Source organism: Synechococcus sp. R55.8, assembly GCF_047461895.1.
Lineage (GTDB): Bacteria > Cyanobacteriota > Cyanobacteriia > Thermostichales > Thermostichaceae > Thermostichus.
This window is the reverse complement of record NZ_JANSIB010000060.1, coordinates 1-16534: the sequence shown is the minus strand read 5'-3', so window position 1 is coordinate 16534 and position 16534 is coordinate 1. Positions and strand designations below refer to the sequence as shown.

The 16534-nt window shown below is 59.7% G+C and carries 11 protein-coding genes; 6 read left to right on the top strand and 5 right to left on the bottom strand.

The window, feature by feature from the left end:
- Positions 1–137: 137 nt before the first annotated feature.
- From NW829_RS07505 to NW829_RS07495, 3 genes are all read right to left on the bottom strand, one after another.
- Entirely contained in the window at positions 138–656 is a 519-nt protein-coding gene (locus NW829_RS07505; RefSeq protein ID WP_238376932.1) for a MarR family winged helix-turn-helix transcriptional regulator, read from the bottom strand.
- A 243-nt stretch (positions 657–899) separates the two neighbouring features.
- Positions 900–2240, bottom strand: coding sequence for an alkaline phosphatase (locus NW829_RS07500; protein WP_414416794.1), 1341 nt, complete (start codon positions 2238–2240; stop codon positions 900–902).
- Positions 2241–2495: 255 nt separating this feature from the next.
- Entirely contained in the window at positions 2496–4874 is a 2379-nt protein-coding gene (locus NW829_RS07495; protein ID WP_414413322.1) for a transglutaminaseTgpA domain-containing protein, read from the bottom strand.
- A gap of 183 nt (positions 4875–5057) precedes the next feature.
- Between NW829_RS07495 and uvrA the strand changes: the two genes are divergently transcribed.
- The 6 genes from uvrA to NW829_RS07465 all read left to right on the top strand — a co-directional run bounded on the left by uvrA (position 5058) and on the right by NW829_RS07465 (position 14257).
- Complete coding sequence (gene uvrA, locus NW829_RS07490) at positions 5058–7961, top strand: excinuclease ABC subunit UvrA (protein WP_414416793.1); 2904 nt, start codon at positions 5058–5060, stop codon at positions 7959–7961.
- Positions 7962–8184: 223 nt separating this feature from the next.
- The gene (locus tag NW829_RS07485) at positions 8185–10410 is read left to right on the top strand and encodes a hypothetical protein (RefSeq protein WP_414416792.1); all 2226 of its coding nucleotides are present in this window, start codon (positions 8185–8187) and stop codon (positions 10408–10410) included.
- A gap of 50 nt (positions 10411–10460) precedes the next feature.
- Complete coding sequence (locus NW829_RS07480) at positions 10461–11780, top strand: NAD(P)/FAD-dependent oxidoreductase (protein WP_414416791.1); 1320 nt, start codon at positions 10461–10463, stop codon at positions 11778–11780.
- 68 nt (positions 11781–11848) lie between these two features.
- Positions 11849–12613 (top strand): glycerophosphoryl diester phosphodiesterase membrane domain-containing protein, encoded by a 765-nt coding sequence (locus NW829_RS07475; RefSeq protein ID WP_414416790.1) that lies wholly within the window; start codon positions 11849–11851, stop codon positions 12611–12613.
- Positions 12614–12710: 97 nt separating this feature from the next.
- On the top strand, positions 12711–13424 hold the full coding sequence (locus NW829_RS07470) for a hypothetical protein (RefSeq protein WP_414416789.1): 714 nt from the start codon (positions 12711–12713) through the stop codon (positions 13422–13424).
- A gap of 125 nt (positions 13425–13549) precedes the next feature.
- A complete protein-coding gene (locus NW829_RS07465; protein ID WP_414416788.1) occupies positions 13550–14257 on the top strand; it encodes a glycerophosphoryl diester phosphodiesterase membrane domain-containing protein in 708 nt (235 codons plus the stop codon).
- Between the two features lie 58 nt (positions 14258–14315).
- On the opposite strand, the gene mnmA is transcribed toward NW829_RS07465, so the two are convergent.
- Positions 14316–15422, bottom strand: a complete 1107-nt coding sequence (gene mnmA, locus NW829_RS07460) for a tRNA 2-thiouridine(34) synthase MnmA (protein ID WP_414413787.1) — start codon at positions 15420–15422, stop codon at positions 14316–14318.
- 102 nt (positions 15423–15524) lie between these two features.
- Positions 15525–16274: a HEAT repeat domain-containing protein gene (locus NW829_RS07455; RefSeq protein ID WP_414413786.1), complete on the bottom strand. Its 750-nt coding sequence runs from the start codon at positions 16272–16274 to the stop codon at positions 15525–15527.
- Between the last annotated feature and the right edge of the window lie 260 nt (positions 16275–16534).

The window sequence follows — 16534 nt, the reverse complement described above, 5'->3', positions numbered from 1 at the left end:
CGGCTTGCGACTGGGACACCTTGAGCTTGCAGGATACGGTCAGGACTTGGGTCATAGTTCTATTGTAACCTCGCATTCCTCCCGGCACTGACCCTACGGGTACAGTGCGGGGCTCCTGCGATTTCTAGCTGAAAGCGCTAGAAAATAGCCTGCAGTTTTTTAAGGCAAGCCTGGATCTGCGCCATCTCCGAGGGATCCAGCTTTTGGAAGCGCTCTTTCAAGTAGGCGACGTGGGCCGGGAAAATTTCCTCAAACAGTTTTTCCCCCGCTTCTGTCAGCACGACCTTAAAGCAGCGTCGGTTTTCCGGGGGCACTTCCCGGCGCACCAGCCCTTTTTGTTCCAGGCGATCCACAATGCCGGTCAGTGTCCCTTTGGTCACCAGCGTTTTTTGGGCCAAGACATTCATGGTCATCCCAGGGGTATTGCCAAGGGTAACCAACACATCGAATTGGGGGGCCGTCAGCCCCATTTGCCGAATGTGAACCCCGGCGTAATTTTCAAAAGCTTGGTAGGCCCGCGCCAGATCCCGCAACAGCCCCAAAAAAGGCTCACGGGCCGCCAATACCGTCCCCCTCAGCGGAACAGAGTCCTCAGGCTTGAGAACCTCGTCGCTTTGGAGAAGGGGGGATGGAGAGGAGTCAGCGGGAGTGGGCATGGTTGAAGATCGCAGTTCGCGTTGGTGGAACAAACTCAAACCCAAAGGACAGTCTCGGCTCCATGATAGCCCACTGTAGTACAGTTCTAACGCAAAATGAACTACGTCTATCTGCTTTGCTGAGCTAGCCCCTTCGCCGTTATGTGGTTCTCATAAAAAAAGGGGATCCACTGGATGGATCCCCCGTGACGGACAGAGCTTGTGGGGCAAACACCCGCCCAAGGCAGGTGACCACAGCAGACACTAGGGCTTCAGCTCGCTGGGGATGCGCTCCCCGAAGAGCACGAAGTAGAGAATCCGATAAATGTCCGTGTTCAGGATCCCGGTGGTCGGCACCAACTCTTGGGCGTTCAAGCCCGCAGCGCGAGCAATGACTCCACTGCCGACGTCATCTCCGGTAGCCCAAGCCACGGCAAAGGGAAAGCGCTTGCCATTTTTGTCGGGAGCGGAAATGAACGGCTTGCTACCGGTGCCGTCAACTCCGTCAATGGGGGCACCACTGCCTTCGGGGTCAGTAGGGGGCAACGGCTCATCGGCGGACTCGACATCCACCAACTGCATGCCACCGGCGTTGCTGTCGCTGGTGGTGATCATGAAGGTCTTGGGATTCTTCTCGATAAAGTTGAGAATCACCCCGATGGCATCGTCGGCCCGCTTCATGGCCTCCAGGCAGCCAGAGGCATTGAGGTTGTTGCACATGTTATCAGTGCCCTCTTCTTCGATGACGGCGAAGAAGCCCTTAGGATTGCGGGAGATCCGCGCCAGGGCAAATTCGGTCATCTCGGCAATGGTGGGGGCGCTGGCGATGTAGTTGGGCAAGTTTTCTTTCCGCAACTCTTCTTCAGGCTTGTCGTAGAAGGTGTCCTCGACGTTGAACACCCCCAAAACCTTGGAGACATCTGCCGGCAGCTTGAGCAGCTCGTCGCGGGTGTAGACAACGGCGTACCCCTTTTTCTTGGCCTCCTCAATCAGGTTGCGGCCATCCTTGCGCTTCCCTTGGCCAAAGCGGCCCTGGACACCTTCCGGCAGCAGCCATTCCTCGCCAGCGCCGAGGATGATGTCTACCCCTGACTCCACCACCTGCAGGGCAATCTCCTCATAGTCGCTGCGCTTGGCAGCTTTGGCAACGAAGGCAGCCGTCCCCGGCTCAATGATGGATCCCGTTTGCACCAGAGCCGTACCCAAGCCTGCCGCCACGGCATCTTCCATGATCGTGTTCAGGGTGCCGTTGGCAGAGGGGTACTCTTTGCCGTCCGGATCCAACCCAAAGCTCTTGGCGTGGGCACGGGTTCCCGTGGCATGGATCACCGCTCCGGCGTTGGAAGTTCCTCCAAGCTGGTCAAGAAGGTGCCCGCGATAGGGGGCAATCACGGGGAGACGATCCCAGTTCAGAAAGCCATCAGGGCCGTAGTGGAGAATGCGCGTAATGTCCCAGTGGGAAGCTGAGGTTCCATCTGGGTGAAAGAAGATTGCACCGTTGCCGGTTGGCTTAGGCGCCGCTTGAGCCACACTAGAGGAAAAAACTGACGAGGACAGCAGACACAAAGTTGCAGCCAAAGCCGCCCTCAAAGAATAGCTACGCATAGCTAACACGCCCTTGCTCGTTCGAAGCTGAACGTTAGAAACGTAACACAGCTTCAGATGAGTTTGCAAGGGCATAGCAACGCAGCAGCGCGAAACGTGCCTGAAGCGAGTGCGCCACTGAGCGATTTCCCCGTCTGACAGTGCAGCTTACGGGGTCTATAACTAACGTTAACTATCTCTTAACTGTCTCATAACTGTCAAGGCTTCTCGCAGGGCTTTTGGGGTACCTGTTCTAAGGCGCAGCCGTCCCTCTCGTCAAGTGGCTCTTCTGGAGGTGATGGCGGGGTTTTTGGCCAGTGGCTGCCATGCTTGCCTAAGCTGTCTGAGTTGCTGCTGCCAGCGCTGCAGTTCCCCCACCTCCAACGGGATCCCACCGAAGCGCACCTCCATGTAGCGCTCCAAGAACTGGATGGCCAACTGGGCTTGTGGCAAATCGGAGTGGCGCAAGTGTTCCAGGCAGGCCTCAGGGCCTAGGTGGGCTGGGATCCCCACCGCCGTCGCCAGATCCCGCAGTTGCAGATAAAGCCTTGAGATAAGCTGGCGGCGCTGCTGCGACTTGGGTAGAGCCGCCGGGATCCAGCGCATCCCAGCAAAGGCCAGACTCGGTAGCAAGAGGCCAACCATCCAGGTGGGCCAGGGGGGCGGAGGCTGCCACAGGGATCCCAGCAAAACCCCATTGCCGGCAGTGGCCAACAGAATCCACCCCCCATCCTGCCAGCGCAAAGCCCGATAGCGGCGGCGGCGACCCCAATAGGCCATGGATCCGGTGATCAAAACCACCCCCAACACCGGCAGGCCATTCTGCTGCAACGTTTGCCCCAAGGCAACCAGGCTGCGACGGAAGCCAGCACCGACATCCTCTCGATCCGGAGAGGCGGCTACAGCGCTGGCCATCTCCTGAATCTGCCGCCAGATCTGCTGCTGGGTGGATAGGTCGTACTGGATGACGTACTTAAACCAGCGGAAGCGCAAGCTGTCGTAGAAATCTTGAAGGGGATCCCACCAGCTCTGCCGCTGACTAACATTAGCCTCTGCCGGCGTAGCGTCAAAGATGACCCAGCCGTAGGGGCCAAAGGGGATCTCCGTCCAGGAATGGGCGTCGGCATTGCGCACTGCCAGATAATTTTCCTGCGCCACCCAGCGCCCGCCCAAAAAGCCATTCACCATCCGGGCCGGGATGCCAATGCTGCGGGCCAGTATCGTCAGGGCTGTGGCGAAATATTCGCAGTGGCCCCGCCGATGGGTGAACAGAAAGGCTTCCAAAGGCGGTTCAGGGCCGGGATCCGGCAGATCGGTGGTATAGGCGTAGTTCTCCAGCAGGTAGTTCTGCAAAGCCGTCACCTTGCCAAAGACATCGGGGATCCCAGCGGTAACGTCTTCAGCCAAGGCGGGAATGCGCGGATCCAGGTCTGCTGGCAACTGCAGATAGGCTGCCTGTTGGACTGGGTCGAGAGCACTGAACAGCTCCGCGTGGCCTAGCCGGCGCAAGCGCGGGCTTAACTCCCTTGAGATCCGGCTCCGGGCGCGGTAAAGATGGGGCACCTGCCGAGGCAGAGAATGGCCAACATCTCCGGTCTCGCTCAGGATGAGGCGGCGATTCTGCCGTTGCCAAGCTTGTTGCACCGTCGCTGCTCCGCCCCGCTCCAGCCATTCCATCTCCACCAGCGGGGCCACCCCAAAAACGGTGTTGGTGACCAGCGGCTCCAGATAGATAAGCTGCTCCAAGGGGAGAAGCAGCAGGTCGGGAGCAGTGGGGATCAAGCTGGAGGCAGAGAGATCAAATACCCCTGCTGCGTTGGGGAAAATGGGGATGAAGCGGTCTAGCGTCCGCGACCAAGCCCGCCCGTCGTAGCGATCAAAGCTCATGCCACGCCAGTAGAGAGACTCCACCTGGGGCGGCACCCCTGCCGGGAACTCCACCCGCATGACAACGGTGTTATCGGTTTTGAGGGTGCCGAATGCTCCCAGGCTGACTTCCTCGGCAAAGCCGGTGGTCATCACCGGCGAGCGGGCCTGGCGACCCAGAATTCCTAAACTGACCCGCGGGAACAAGAAAAACAAAGCCACGGACAGGATCACCGCCAGCAAAGCCAGGGATCCGAGAAAGCCCAAAAAGTTGAGGTTGATGCCACGGGTTTGGCTGGCTGCCTGCGGGTGCTGCTCTGCTTGCAGGCGCAGGTGGTAAAGGGTGAGGTTGATTAGCCCTACCCCCACGTACAGCAAAAACAGCAGCCCAAAGCTGATGTCTTCGTTGAACAGGGTGGCAATGGCCATCAGCAGCAGAGACAGCACCGCCAACTGGATGTGATCGGCTGCCCGTTCCCGCTGAAACAGCTTGGCCCCCGTTAGGTAAAGCACCAAGCCAATGGCCCCATCGGAAAAGGGAAGGATCCCAAAGATAACCAAAGCCAGCAGGCTAAGCAACACCGCCACCGTCAGGGGCATCCACAGGGGGGCATAGCGGGCAAAAGCAATCCTTGGCGGCTCCCAAAACCAACTGCAGGCCCCTGCGGCCAAGCAAACGGCAATGACCGGTGGCGACAGAGCCTGATCCCCCAGACAAAGGGCCGTGAAGGCGATCCCCACCAACAGGTAAACAAACACCTTTTGAACGGATGGCAGTGTCCAGGTCATGGCCCTTGGGATTCAATCCTTTCCAGCATAGCCAAGTCTTTTTTGCTACCGGTTTGCCCTCCCTGGGATCCCCTTTTGGACAAAGCGAAGAGCATTAGAATCGTCAACTAAGAATCGTTAAGATTTTGTTACTCGCCGGTCTCGACGGGATACCTGTGACACGCTGCGCGAAAAGGTGGTGAGATGTCCAGCCAAAACGAAATTCACGTGGTGGGGGCGCGGCAGCACAACCTCAAGAATGTCGAGCTGCGGATCCCGCGCGATCGCCTGGTGGTGTTCACCGGCGTCTCCGGCTCTGGCAAGTCCTCCTTGGCTTTCGACACCATCTTTGCCGAGGGACAGCGGCGCTATGTGGAATCCCTCAGCGCCTATGCGCGACAGTTTTTGGGGCAACTGGACAAACCGGATGTGGATCGCATCGAAGGGCTGAGTCCGGCCATCTCCATCGATCAAAAGTCCACCAGCCACAACCCCCGTTCCACCGTCGGCACCGTTACCGAAATCTACGACTACCTGCGGCTTCTGTATGGGCGAGCTGGGATCCCTCACTGCCCCCATTGCAACCGGGTGATCGCCCCCCAGACGGTGGATCAAATTGTGGATCAGATCCTGGCCCTGCCGGATCGGACGCGGTTTCAGTTGCTCTCGCCGGTGGTGAAGGGGAAAAAGGGCACCCATGCCAACCTGTTGCAAAGCTTGCGCCAGCAAGGGTTTGTGCGCGTGCGCATCGACGGCCAGGTGCGGGATCTGAGCGAGGAGATCGAGTTAGCCAAAAACAAAACCCACACCCTTGAGGTTGTGGTGGATCGGCTGGTCAAGAGCCCCGACATAGCGGAGCGACTGGCCGATTCTCTAGCAACCTGCCTGCGCCAGTCGGGAGGAATTGCGGTGGTGGAGCTGCTGCCGCGGGAAGAGGAGCGAGAACAGCTGCTGCAAAAGGTGGCCGAGTCGGCGGGGCAATACCTGAACAGCAAGCCAACGGAGCTGATTTTTTCTGAGCAATTTGCCTGCCCGGAGCACGGTTCGGTGATGGGCGAGCTGTCGCCGCGCCTGTTTTCCTTCAACTCGCCGATTGGGGCCTGTCCTGTCTGCCACGGGCTGGGTTTTGAGCCCATCTTCGACCCCGAGCGGATCGTGCCCGATCCCAAGCTCCCCTTGTACGCGGCCATCGCCCCTTGGGCAGAGCGGGAGAACCCCTACTATCTGGCTTTGTTGGCGGGAGCCGCCAAGGCTTTTGGCTTTGACCTCAGCAGCCGCTGGTGTGATCTCACCCCCCAGCAACAGCAGATCATCCTCTACGGCGCCGACCAGGAGGTCTACATCGCCGAGGTAGAATCTCAGTACCGAGGCCGGGGGTACTATCGCCGCTATGAGGGGGTGATTCCCCAATTGCAGCGGCACTACCAGGAAACCACTTCCGAAATCTATCGGCAAAAGCTGGAAGCCTACCTCACCTACCGTCCCTGTTCCGCCTGTGGGGGATCCCGTCTCAAGCCGGAAGCTCTGGCCGTGCGCATCGGCGGCTACCGCATCACGGATCTCACCGAGATCTCCATCCGCGACTGCCTGCACCGCCTGGAGCAGTTGAAACTTACCCCGCGACAAGTGCAGATCGGCGAGCTGGTGCTGCGGGAGATCAAAACCCGGCTGCAGTTTCTGGTGGATGTGGGCCTGGACTACCTAACGCTGGCCCGTCCGGCCATGACCCTCTCCGGGGGCGAAGCGCAGCGGATCCGGCTGGCCAGCCAGATGGGCTCCGGCTTGACGGGGGTGCTCTACGTGTTGGACGAACCCTCGATTGGCCTCCACCAGCGGGACAACGAGCGCCTGTTGCAAACCCTGTTTCGCCTGCGAGATCTGGGCAACACCCTGATCGTGGTGGAACACGACGAAGAAACCATCCGTGCCGCCGACCACATCGTCGATATCGGCCCTGGGGCCGGCATCCACGGGGGGGAAGTGGTGGCCCAGGGATCCCTGGCGGACATCATGGCCTGCGAGCGCTCCATCACCGGAGCTTATCTTTCGGGGCGGCTGCGGATCCCTACCCCTGCGCAGCGGCGGGCTGGGAAAGCGGTTGCCCTCAAGCTCACCAATGCCCACAAAAACAACCTCAAGCACATCGATGTGGAGATCCCTCTGGGCAAGTTGGTCTGTGTTACAGGCGTCTCCGGCTCCGGCAAATCCACCTTGGTCAACGAATTGCTCTACCCTGCCCTGCAGCACCATCTTGGACACAAGGTGCCCCAACCCGCGGAGATGGGAGAACTTGAGGGCATCGAACACATCGACAAGGTGATCGTCATCGACCAATCTCCCATTGGCCGTACCCCCCGCTCCAACCCTGCCACCTACACGGGTTTGTTTGATCCCATCCGCCAAACCTTTGCCCAAACCTTGGATGCCAAGGCCAGAGGCTACCCATCCGGCCACTTTTCCTTCAATGTCAAGGGGGGGCGCTGTGAAGCCTGCAAAGGGCAGGGGGTGAACGTGATTGAAATGAACTTCCTGCCCGATGTGTACGTCACCTGCGAAGTCTGCGGGGGCAGCCGTTACAGCCGCGAAACCCTGCAGGTCAGGTACAAGGGCAAGAACATCGCCGAAGTCCTGGATATGACGGTGGGGGAGGCGCTGGAGTTTTTCGCTGCCCTGCCTCCTGCCGCCAAGATCCTGCAGACCTTGGCCGATGTGGGCCTCGATTACATCAAGCTGGGCCAGCCAGCTCCTACCCTCTCCGGTGGGGAAGCGCAACGGGTCAAGCTGGCCGCAGAACTGGCCCGCCGCTCCACCGGCAAAACCCTCTATCTGCTGGATGAGCCCTCCACCGGCTTGTCTTTTTACGATGTCCACAAGCTCTTGAACGTCCTGCAACGGCTGGTGGATACAGGCAACACCGTGCTGGTGATCGAGCATAACCTGGACATTCTCCGCTGTGCTGATTGGATTATTGACTTGGGGCCAGAGGGCGGCGACCGCGGCGGCCAGATCATCGCCGTTGGCACTCCAGAACAGGTGGCTGAGCACCCCGGATCCCATACAGGGCGATATTTGAAGCAGGTTTTGCAACAACATCCCCCAGGTCGCTGAGCAACTCAGCCTGCTCCAGGGAGAAAGTTGACCGAAAGCGGCTGTCGGGATCTCCTTTCGCTTTTTGCTCTGCTCACCTCAGCCATGGCGGTGGAGGACTGATGCGGCGAGGACTCTATCCCACCCAGGCGCTCCGCACCGTGAACGCAAGGGTGAACGGTTAGCCTGAGTCTCACGTCGCTATGGCATGATGGGTCGGAAGGAAAAGGTTCGCACTCTCCCCATGGTAGGGCAGACCCTGGGTGGCCGCTATCAGATCTTGGAAGCACTGGGATCCAGCGGACAAACCTACTTGGCACAGGATAGCCATCATCCTGAGCGGCTTCGGGTGGTGCTCAAACGCTGGCAGGCCGGCCAAAATGCTCCGCACCGCGAACACAGTGAGGACTCCGCCTCGCTACGGCATCTCTTTCAGCAAGAAGTGGCGCTGCGGGAGCACCTGGGATCCCACGAGGGTATCCCCCGCCTGTTGGCCTGCTTTGAGCAAGAGGGGGAGTTTTATTGGGTGGAAGAATGGGTTGAAGGGCCCACCCTGGAACAAGCTCTATTGCTAGGTAACGCAACCGAGAGGGGCCAGCTAACGACTCCGTCCCGCCAAATGCACTGCCATTGGGGGCACGACTGGACAGAGGCTGAGGTACGAGCCTTGTTGCAAGATGTGCTACAAACCTTGGCCTTCCTGAATGGGGAAGGGGTGAGCTGCTGCAACCTGCAGCCCTCTCGCTTGATCTACCGTCAGGCGGATGGCCGATGGGTGTTGTTGAAGTGGGGGGGTGAGGAACAGGGTCTGGCTTTTTCCGGCTCTGGCTTCGGGAACCCCTATGGCCCCAGGCATTGCAGCGACCTCTATGCTCTTGGGCTGATTGCCCTGCAGGCCCTCTGCGGGATCCCGCCCCAGAAGCTGTTTCGCGACCCGTTGACGGGGGAGTTGCGCTGGCACGATCTGGCCTCTACTAGCGCTCCTTTTGCTGCTTTTCTGGATCGTTTGGTGAGCTGCAACCCACAACAGTGCTTTCCTTCAGCAACAGCAGCTCTGGCCGCTTTGCAGGCTTTGCCCCCCGCCGAGAGCCCCCCTGCCGCCGAACTCCTGTCCCAGCCCAGCCCTGTCGCCGCCGAGCCCTTACAGGAGCCAACCACCCCACCGCGTTCTCCGGTATCGCTGCGGGCGCGTCCCCGGATCCCACCGGTTTGGGCAGGAGGCAGCTTGGCGGCTTTGCTGGCGTTGACGGTAGCAGGGGTATGGCAGATGAGGGCGAACCTTGGCCTGCGGGGGGAGCCCAAGGATTCTGTCCCCCTCACGAGAACGGGATCCTCTGGCCCGGCAAAGCGCAACGGCCTGGGACTCCGTCCTACTCGCGAGAACGGTTCTCATGCCTCCGTCCCCACCGCCGTCACGGTCGCGGAAGCGTCGCGTAGCGATAACGACCCGGCAGACTGGGCCAAGTCTTTGCAGCTCAAGGCTACGCTGGAAGGCCCTGTCGCCGTCACTGCTCTGGCCATCAGCCCGGATGGAAATCTCCTTGCTGCCGGGGGAGACGACGGCATGATCCGGCTTTGGGATCCCCACGCCGGTGAACTTCTCCAAACCTTAGCAGGCCACAAGGGATCCATCGAAGCGTTGGCCATCAGCCCGGATGGCACTTTTCTGGTCAGTGGGGGGGCCGACAAAACAGTGCGCGTCTGGGATTTTCCGGCTCTCCCGCCGGGGGATGGGGTGCCACGGTTGCAGTTGCAGGGACACACGGAGCTGATCAATAGCGTCGCCATCAGCCCAGAGGGTCGCTGGATCGCCAGTGGCAGCGCCGACCGCACCATCCGCCTTTGGCAGGCCGACAACGGCCAGTTGATCCGCACCCTGGCGCCTCCCACTGCTGCCGCCCAGGAGACCCCTCAGAGGGCTGGCATTACAGCAGTGGCCTTTGGCCCAAGACCTACCCGTATGAATACTTCCCACCAATCTGAAGGGATCCCCCCTTGGATCTTGGTGGCCGCCAATGGAGATCCCACCGTTCACCTTTGGGATCCTGGCAGCGGGGCCTTGCTGGAAACCCTAAAGGCCGACTACCCCATCGAGCAGGTGCTTCTGAGTCCAGATGGCCGCTATTTGCTCGCTGGCAGTACCGGTGGCATCTTGGTCTGGAACTTGGGCACGGGATCCTTGGAGCGCACCTTGCCCCAGACTTTGTCCGGCTTGGCCGCCCTTGCCCTCAGCCCTGATGGCCGCTTGCTCGCCAGCGGCACCGATTACCGCGCTCACCAGATCAAGCTCTGGGATCTGCGCAGCGGAGAACAGTTGCGCACCCTGGGCGGCCAGACTTGGATGGTGAGCGTCTTGCTGTTTGGCCCCGGTCGCGGAAGCGTCGCGCAGCGATATGGGCAGACCCTTCTCAGTGGTGGCGCCGATGGCTCAATTCGCATTTGGGGGCCAGCCGACCCAGCTCAGCCCTAGTGGGATCCAAGCAGATAAAATACTCGACGAAGAAGGGATCCCGGCAGAGCATGGGCAAAGTTGTCATCATTGGGGCGGGGCTGGCCGGCTTGGCTTGCGCCAAAGTGCTGAGCCAGGCGGGGTGGAGGGATGTCCTGGTTCTGGAAAAAAGCGATGGCCCTGGGGGGCGGGTGCGTACCGACAAGGTGGATGGCTTTCGCCTGGATCGCGGTTTTCAGGTGCTGTTCACCGCCTATCCCAAAGTGCGACAGCATTTGGATCTGGGCAAGCTCGATCCCCGTCCCTACCGGCCCGGCGCTATTTTGGCTCAACCCGGTCGCTGCTGGCTGTTGGGGGATCCCCTACGGGATCTGTCCAGCCTTCTCCCCTCTTTGCTCAACCCCTTGGCCAGCTTTGGGGACAAGCTCAAGGTGCTGCAATTGCGATCCGAGCTGGCGCGCCGCAGCCCGGAGCAGGTTTTTCAAGAAGGGCTAGGGGGATCCGATTGCTCGCTGCGGGAGTTTCTGGAGCAGTACGGCTTTTCCCAACAGATCTGCCAGCACTTTTTCTACCCCTTTTTCCGCGGGATCCTTCTAGATCCGGATCTGGGCAGTAGCGCCCGCCTCTTTGCCTTTTATTTCAAGATGATGGCTGAGGGCTCCATCGTCACCCCGGCCTTGGGCATGGGAGAGCTGGCCCGACAACTGGCCGGTCACCTGTCCCCCGAACAGATCCGCTACCAAACCCAGGTGGAGCGCATCCTGGCAGAAGACGGGAAAGTGCGCGGGATCCGCACCGCCAAGGGTGAAGAGATCCCTGCCGAGTGGGTAGTTTGTGCTACTGATGCCCCTCAGGCACGGGCCTGGCAGGCGGAGCTGTGCCCTCAAGCCCCCACCCCCATTCCCACCCAGGGGCGAGCGGTGACCTGTCTCTACTTCTGCGCCCCCTTTTCCCTCAGCCGCGGCGCCTACTTGTACCTCAACGCCACCGGCCAGGGCTGGATCAACCATTGGGTCCAACTTACCCGCATCAGCCCGGCGCTGGCTCCTCCTGGCCAACACCTGTATTCGGTGGTGGTGCTAGGGGATCCCCCCTTGAGGGACGAGGAACTGGCCCAAGCCTGCCGGGCCGAGCTGCAAACTTACTTCCCCGTCGCGGCAGCGTCGCGTAGCGATAAAGCCCCCTTGGAGCAACTGCGCCTGCTGCGGGTGTACCGGATCCCTTTTGCCCAGTTTGTACAACCCCCCGGCTTTCAGCAGCATCTGGTTCCCACCTTTAGCGGCCTGCCGGGCCTCCTTTGGGCCGGGGAATACACCCACCAGAGCAGCCTCGAGGGATCCCTGCGCAGCGGCGAACAGGCAGCGGCATGGATCCTGCAAAAATCGGCCTAGATCTGTAAAAAAAAGCAATGTAGACTTTCTTAACTCTACTCCCCGAACCAAAGCTGGGATCCCGTGGTATGAAGGGGGTGGACTTCATCGCCCACAGGGATCCCTCCGCCATGCAAAACGCCACCCTTAGCCCAATCCCGCTCCTGCAGCGGTCGTTTGAGTTGGTAGGTCCCATCTACTGGCCGCTGCTGATCCTGGCCTCTCCAGGCTTTATTCCGGCCATCGTCACGGAGCTGACCCCACTTTTCGGAGGGATCCTCAACTTGGCCTACGTCCTCATTGTTGCCCCTATCCTGGGCGGAGCAGCCTTGTGGCTGGTGGATCAGCACCTGAAGGGGCAAGCTCCCCTACTGGGCAACAGCCTCGACCGAGCTGCCTCGAAGGCAGTACCTCTGGTATTCGCCAACATCCTGTTGGTGTTGATTGTCTTGCTTGGGATGCCGCTGCTTGTACTTCCCGGCATCTACTGGGGGATAAGGCTGGCTTTCACGCTCTGCGCGATTGTCCTGGAAGACAAAGGAGTCACAGAAGGGTTGGGCTACAGTTGGAACCTTGTCAAGGGTCGCTGGTGGGGAGTGTTTTGGGCACTTCTTATGGTTGTCTTCATGGCAATGATTGTGGCACCTTTTGCTGGAGCTTTCATCTTTGGCTTCACGGTAGGTGTGATTTCGCCTTCCGCTGAGACCTTTGCTGACAGAATCGTGGAAGCTGGAAGCCCTGTGGCTGGGATTGCTGCCATCACGGCAGTCGTGCCTATCCTGAATGTCTACGTCGTGCTCCTGTTCCGATCCCTGCAACAATTGAAGGGGCAGGCGGTCTCCTATTGGGGATAGCAAAAAGGGGGTTCCCCGTGCCTGGCTTTGAGATGAGAAGGGATCCCTTCTTGGGATTTCGGCTCAACCCGAGATGTCCTAGGTGAGATCCCGTGGTATGAAGGGAGTGGATCGGATTGCCCAGGAGGATCTCTCCGCCATGCACAACGCCACCCTTAACCCGATTCTGCTCTTGCGGCGGTCGTTTGAAGTCGTAGGCCCCATCTACTGGCCGCTGCTGATCCTGGCCTCTCCAGGCTTTATTCTGGCCATCGTCACGGAGCTGACCCCACTTCTCGGGGGGATCCTCCAACTGGCCTATGGCATTGTTGCACCGATCCTAGTTGGAGCAGCCTTGTGGCTGGTGGATCAGCACCTGAAGCGGCAAGCTCCCCTGCTGGGCAACAGCCTCAACCGAGCTGTCTCGAAGGCAGTGCCTCTAGTTCTGGGCACCCTCTTAGCAGCACTCCTCTCTTCCCTTGCCTCCATCTTTCTGATCATTCCAGGCATTTATGTAGGGGTTAAGCTGGCCCTCACACCTTGTGCCATTGCTCTAGAAAATCAAGGAACTACAGGAGGGCTGCGCTACAGTTGGAATCTCGTCAAAGGTCGTTGGTGGGGCGTGTTTTGGGCCCTTCTGGTCCTGGGCTTGATTCTTGGTTTTGCGGGTGGATTGATAGTTGGATTTGTCATAGTTGTGGCTGATGTTGGCGACTTTGGGGTGAGAATGGTTGCGGCTGCCGCTGCCACAGCCGTTGTGCCCATCTTCTGGGTCTATGTGGTTCTCCTGTTCCGATCCCTGCAACGATTGAAGGGGCAAGCAGCCTCCTAGTTTCCGCTTTTGCCCCCATTGGGGATAGCAAAAAGGGTGCTCCCCGTGCCTAGCTTTGAGATGAGAAGGGATCCCTTTTTGGGATTTCGGCTCAACCCAAGATGTCCTAGGTGAGATCCCGTGGTATGAAGGGGGTGGACTTGGCTGCCCACGAGGATCCCTCTGTCATGCAAAACGCTACCCTCAGTCCCATCCGGCTCCTGCAGCGGTCATTCGAGATGGTAGGCCCCATCTATGGGCCGTTGCTGATCCTGGCCTCTCCAGGCTTTATCATGGCCATCGTCACGGAGCTGACCCCACTTCTCGGGGGGATCCTCAACTTGGCCTATGGCCTGATCGGCCTGCCCATCCTGGCAGGGGCAGCCTTTTGGCTGGTGGATCAGCACTTGAAGCAGCGCACTCCCCCGCTGGGCAACAGCCTGGATCGGGCTGTCTCTAGGGCAGTGCCTCTGGTATTCGGCAGCATCCTGCTGGTGCTGATTGTCTCGCTGGGGATGCTGCTGCTTGTACTTCCCGGCATCTACTGGGGGATAAGGCTGGCTTTCACGCTCTGCGCGATTGTCCTGGAAGACAAAGGGGCCACAGAAGGGTTGGGCTACAGTTGGAACCTCGTCAGGGGCCGTTGGTGGGGGGTGTTTTGGGCATTTCTGGCTGTGGGTTTGATCTTCGGCATCGCGATCCTGATTTCGTTTTCTGTTGGGGGGATCCTGGGAGATACCCTAGGTGCGGCTGTGGTTGGGAATGCTGCCGCCACGGCAGTTGCGCCTATCCTCGATATCTATACAGTGCTCCTGTTCCGATCCCTGCAGCAGCTGCAAGCGCAAGCAGCGTAGTTTGGCTTGCCCTCACCCCCAATCCTTCCCCCCTGGCGAGAGGGAAGTTGCAGTTGGCCTAGGGAGAAGGGCGCTCCAGGATCCCTCCCCCCAGCAGGAGATCCCCGTGGTACCAGACGGCAGCTTGGCCAGGAGTGACCCCAAACTGCGGCTCGGCAAACTGCAGCTTTACCCGCTCTGGCGATTCCGGGATCACCATGGCGGGCACTGGGGGGGTACGGTAGCGCACCTGAACCTCAACAGCCAAGGATGCCGTCGGCGCCGGGATAGAGACCCAGTTAACTTGGCTTACCCACGCTTCAGCCTGGGTAGCCTCCTCCCGTTCCCCCACGACAACGCGGTTCATGGCCGCATCGATGCGCACCACGTAAAGCGGACGGGAAGAGGCAATCCCCAACCCCTTGCGCTGGCCCACCGTGTAGTGGTGGATGCCCTCATGGGATCCCAGCACTCGCCCCTGGGTATCGACGATTTCCCCTGGCCTTTGCCCAAGGTACTGATCCAAAAAGCTCCGCATCGAGCCATAGGTTTCAATCAAGCAGAGATCCTGGCTTTCGGGCTTGTCGGCTGTAACCAGCCCGTAGCGGGCAGCCAACTGACGGGTTTGGGCCTTGGTGTACTCGCCCAAGGGGAAGAGGCTATGGGCTAGGTGCTCTTGGCTGAGGTCGTAGAGAAAATAGGACTGATCCTTCTGCCGATCTACCGCCCGCAGGAGTTGGTAACGTCCTAGCTCGGCGTTAAAGCGCACCCGTGCGTAGTGGCCGGTGGCCATCTGCGAGATGCCCAGCTTTTCGCGGGCATAGGCCAGCAACGGGCCGAACTTCACCGTTTTGTTGCATTGGGAGCAGGGTAGAGGGGTAATGCCCTCCGCATAGCCGGCCACCAGATAGTCCACAATGTTGGCCTGAAACAGCTCGCGGCTATCCACCACATGGTGAGGGATCCCCAGCTGCTCACAAACAGCTGCCGCATCCACCAAGCCTTCGGTACAGCACTGCCCCTTCCCCCTCATGAGCCAGAGGGTGACCCCCTCCACGGCGTAGCCCTGTTCCTGCAAAAGGGCCGCCACCGTAGAGCTATCCACACCCCCAGAAAGGGCCGCCACAATGCGGGGCCGCGACGGGGATGCAACAGGTGAAACCGATGAGTGGGGGCTAGTAACCATCAAGGCAAGGGATCCTAGGAAAAGAAAGGCTCAGCCGGAAACAGAGGAGGCCTCTCTCTGGGGATTGGGGAACCCGGAACAAGCTGAGCTGGGATCTTTACTTTAGCCTTCCTCAGAATTGGCTGGCCCGGATCCCTTCTCAGGGGTGGTTTCTGAGATGCCCCTTTGCCGCAAGCGCCGCAGCGAATCCAGAGCCGCCGCCGCAACGCTATCGTGGGGATCCCTGGCCAGGTAGTTGAGAGCAGAAACGCTCTTGGGGGAAGGCAAATTGCCCAGCGCTTGGGCCAGCCGCTGCCGCACCAGCCAGTCTTCCGATTGGGCAAACTCCAGAATCCGATCCAACGCCCGCAGATCCCCCAATTCCCCCAAAGCCGCAATGGCCGCTTGCTGCAGCAACACCTCCGGCCCATCCAAGGCTCGCAGAAGCACCTCGTAAGCCCGCGGATCCTTCAAGTTCCCCAAGGCCACCGCGGCACTGAAGCGCACCAGCCATTCTACATCCTCGTAGAAAGCACGCACTAAAGCTTCAAAAGCCCGCGGATCTTCCAAATAGCCCAGGGCACCTGCCGCGTCGGCGCGAATGCCATAATCCGGGTCTTGGGTGAGGATTTCCAGCAATTTGGGCAGACAGGCGTCCGTTTGCTTGATCCCCAGGGCAAAGACGGCAAAAGAGCGCACCTGCAGGTTCTCATCGTCGATGACCTGCAAAATCAGCGGCACCGCCTGCTCTGCCGGCACATCCCGCAACTGGGCCAAGGCCACCATCCGGTCCGCAGAACGCGGGCTGCGCAAGCGTTGAGCGATCTCCTGTAAACGGGCGGGGTTGGCGGGATCCAAAGCAGAGACAGTCATGGCGTTAACAAATATTTACAATCTTTCTTCAGTATGGCAAACGAGGCTGCGCTTGGACAGAGGCCGTCTTTGTCTGGCCCGGTCGGGATCTCTGGGGACATGGTGCCACTGTTTCGATCGACAAATCCTAGCACTGTTGTCGAGAAAAGCAGGTTGACTTGGCCCCATCACGAAGATTTTGGATATTTTGGTGGAGAGGATACGAGGCTGATACATTTACGCTGAACACTGCTGAACATCACTGTTCAACTATGCAGCGA

Bases quoted from the DNA above. Each gene is read 5' to 3' on its own strand.
- mnmA (WP_414413787.1), bottom strand. From the start codon at position 15,422: ATGGTTACTAGCCCCCACTCATCGGTTTCACCTGTTGCATCCCCGTCG.
- NW829_RS07465 (WP_414416788.1), top strand. From the start codon at position 13,550: ATGAAGGGGGTGGACTTGGCTGCCCACGAGGATCCCTCTGTCATGCAA.
- NW829_RS07480 (WP_414416791.1), top strand. From the start codon at position 10,461: ATGGGCAAAGTTGTCATCATTGGGGCGGGGCTGGCCGGCTTGGCTTGC.
- NW829_RS07500 (WP_414416794.1), bottom strand. From the start codon at position 2,240: ATGCGTAGCTATTCTTTGAGGGCGGCTTTGGCTGCAACTTTGTGTCTG.
- NW829_RS07475 (WP_414416790.1), top strand. From the start codon at position 11,849: ATGAAGGGGGTGGACTTCATCGCCCACAGGGATCCCTCCGCCATGCAA.
- NW829_RS07495 (WP_414413322.1), bottom strand. From the start codon at position 4,874: ATGACCTGGACACTGCCATCCGTTCAAAAGGTGTTTGTTTACCTGTTG.
- NW829_RS07470 (WP_414416789.1), top strand. From the start codon at position 12,711: ATGAAGGGAGTGGATCGGATTGCCCAGGAGGATCTCTCCGCCATGCAC.
- NW829_RS07485 (WP_414416792.1), top strand. From the start codon at position 8,185: ATGGTAGGGCAGACCCTGGGTGGCCGCTATCAGATCTTGGAAGCACTG.
- NW829_RS07455 (WP_414413786.1), bottom strand. From the start codon at position 16,274: ATGACTGTCTCTGCTTTGGATCCCGCCAACCCCGCCCGTTTACAGGAG.
- NW829_RS07505 (WP_238376932.1), bottom strand. From the start codon at position 656: ATGCCCACTCCCGCTGACTCCTCTCCATCCCCCCTTCTCCAAAGCGAC.
- uvrA (WP_414416793.1), top strand. From the start codon at position 5,058: ATGTCCAGCCAAAACGAAATTCACGTGGTGGGGGCGCGGCAGCACAAC.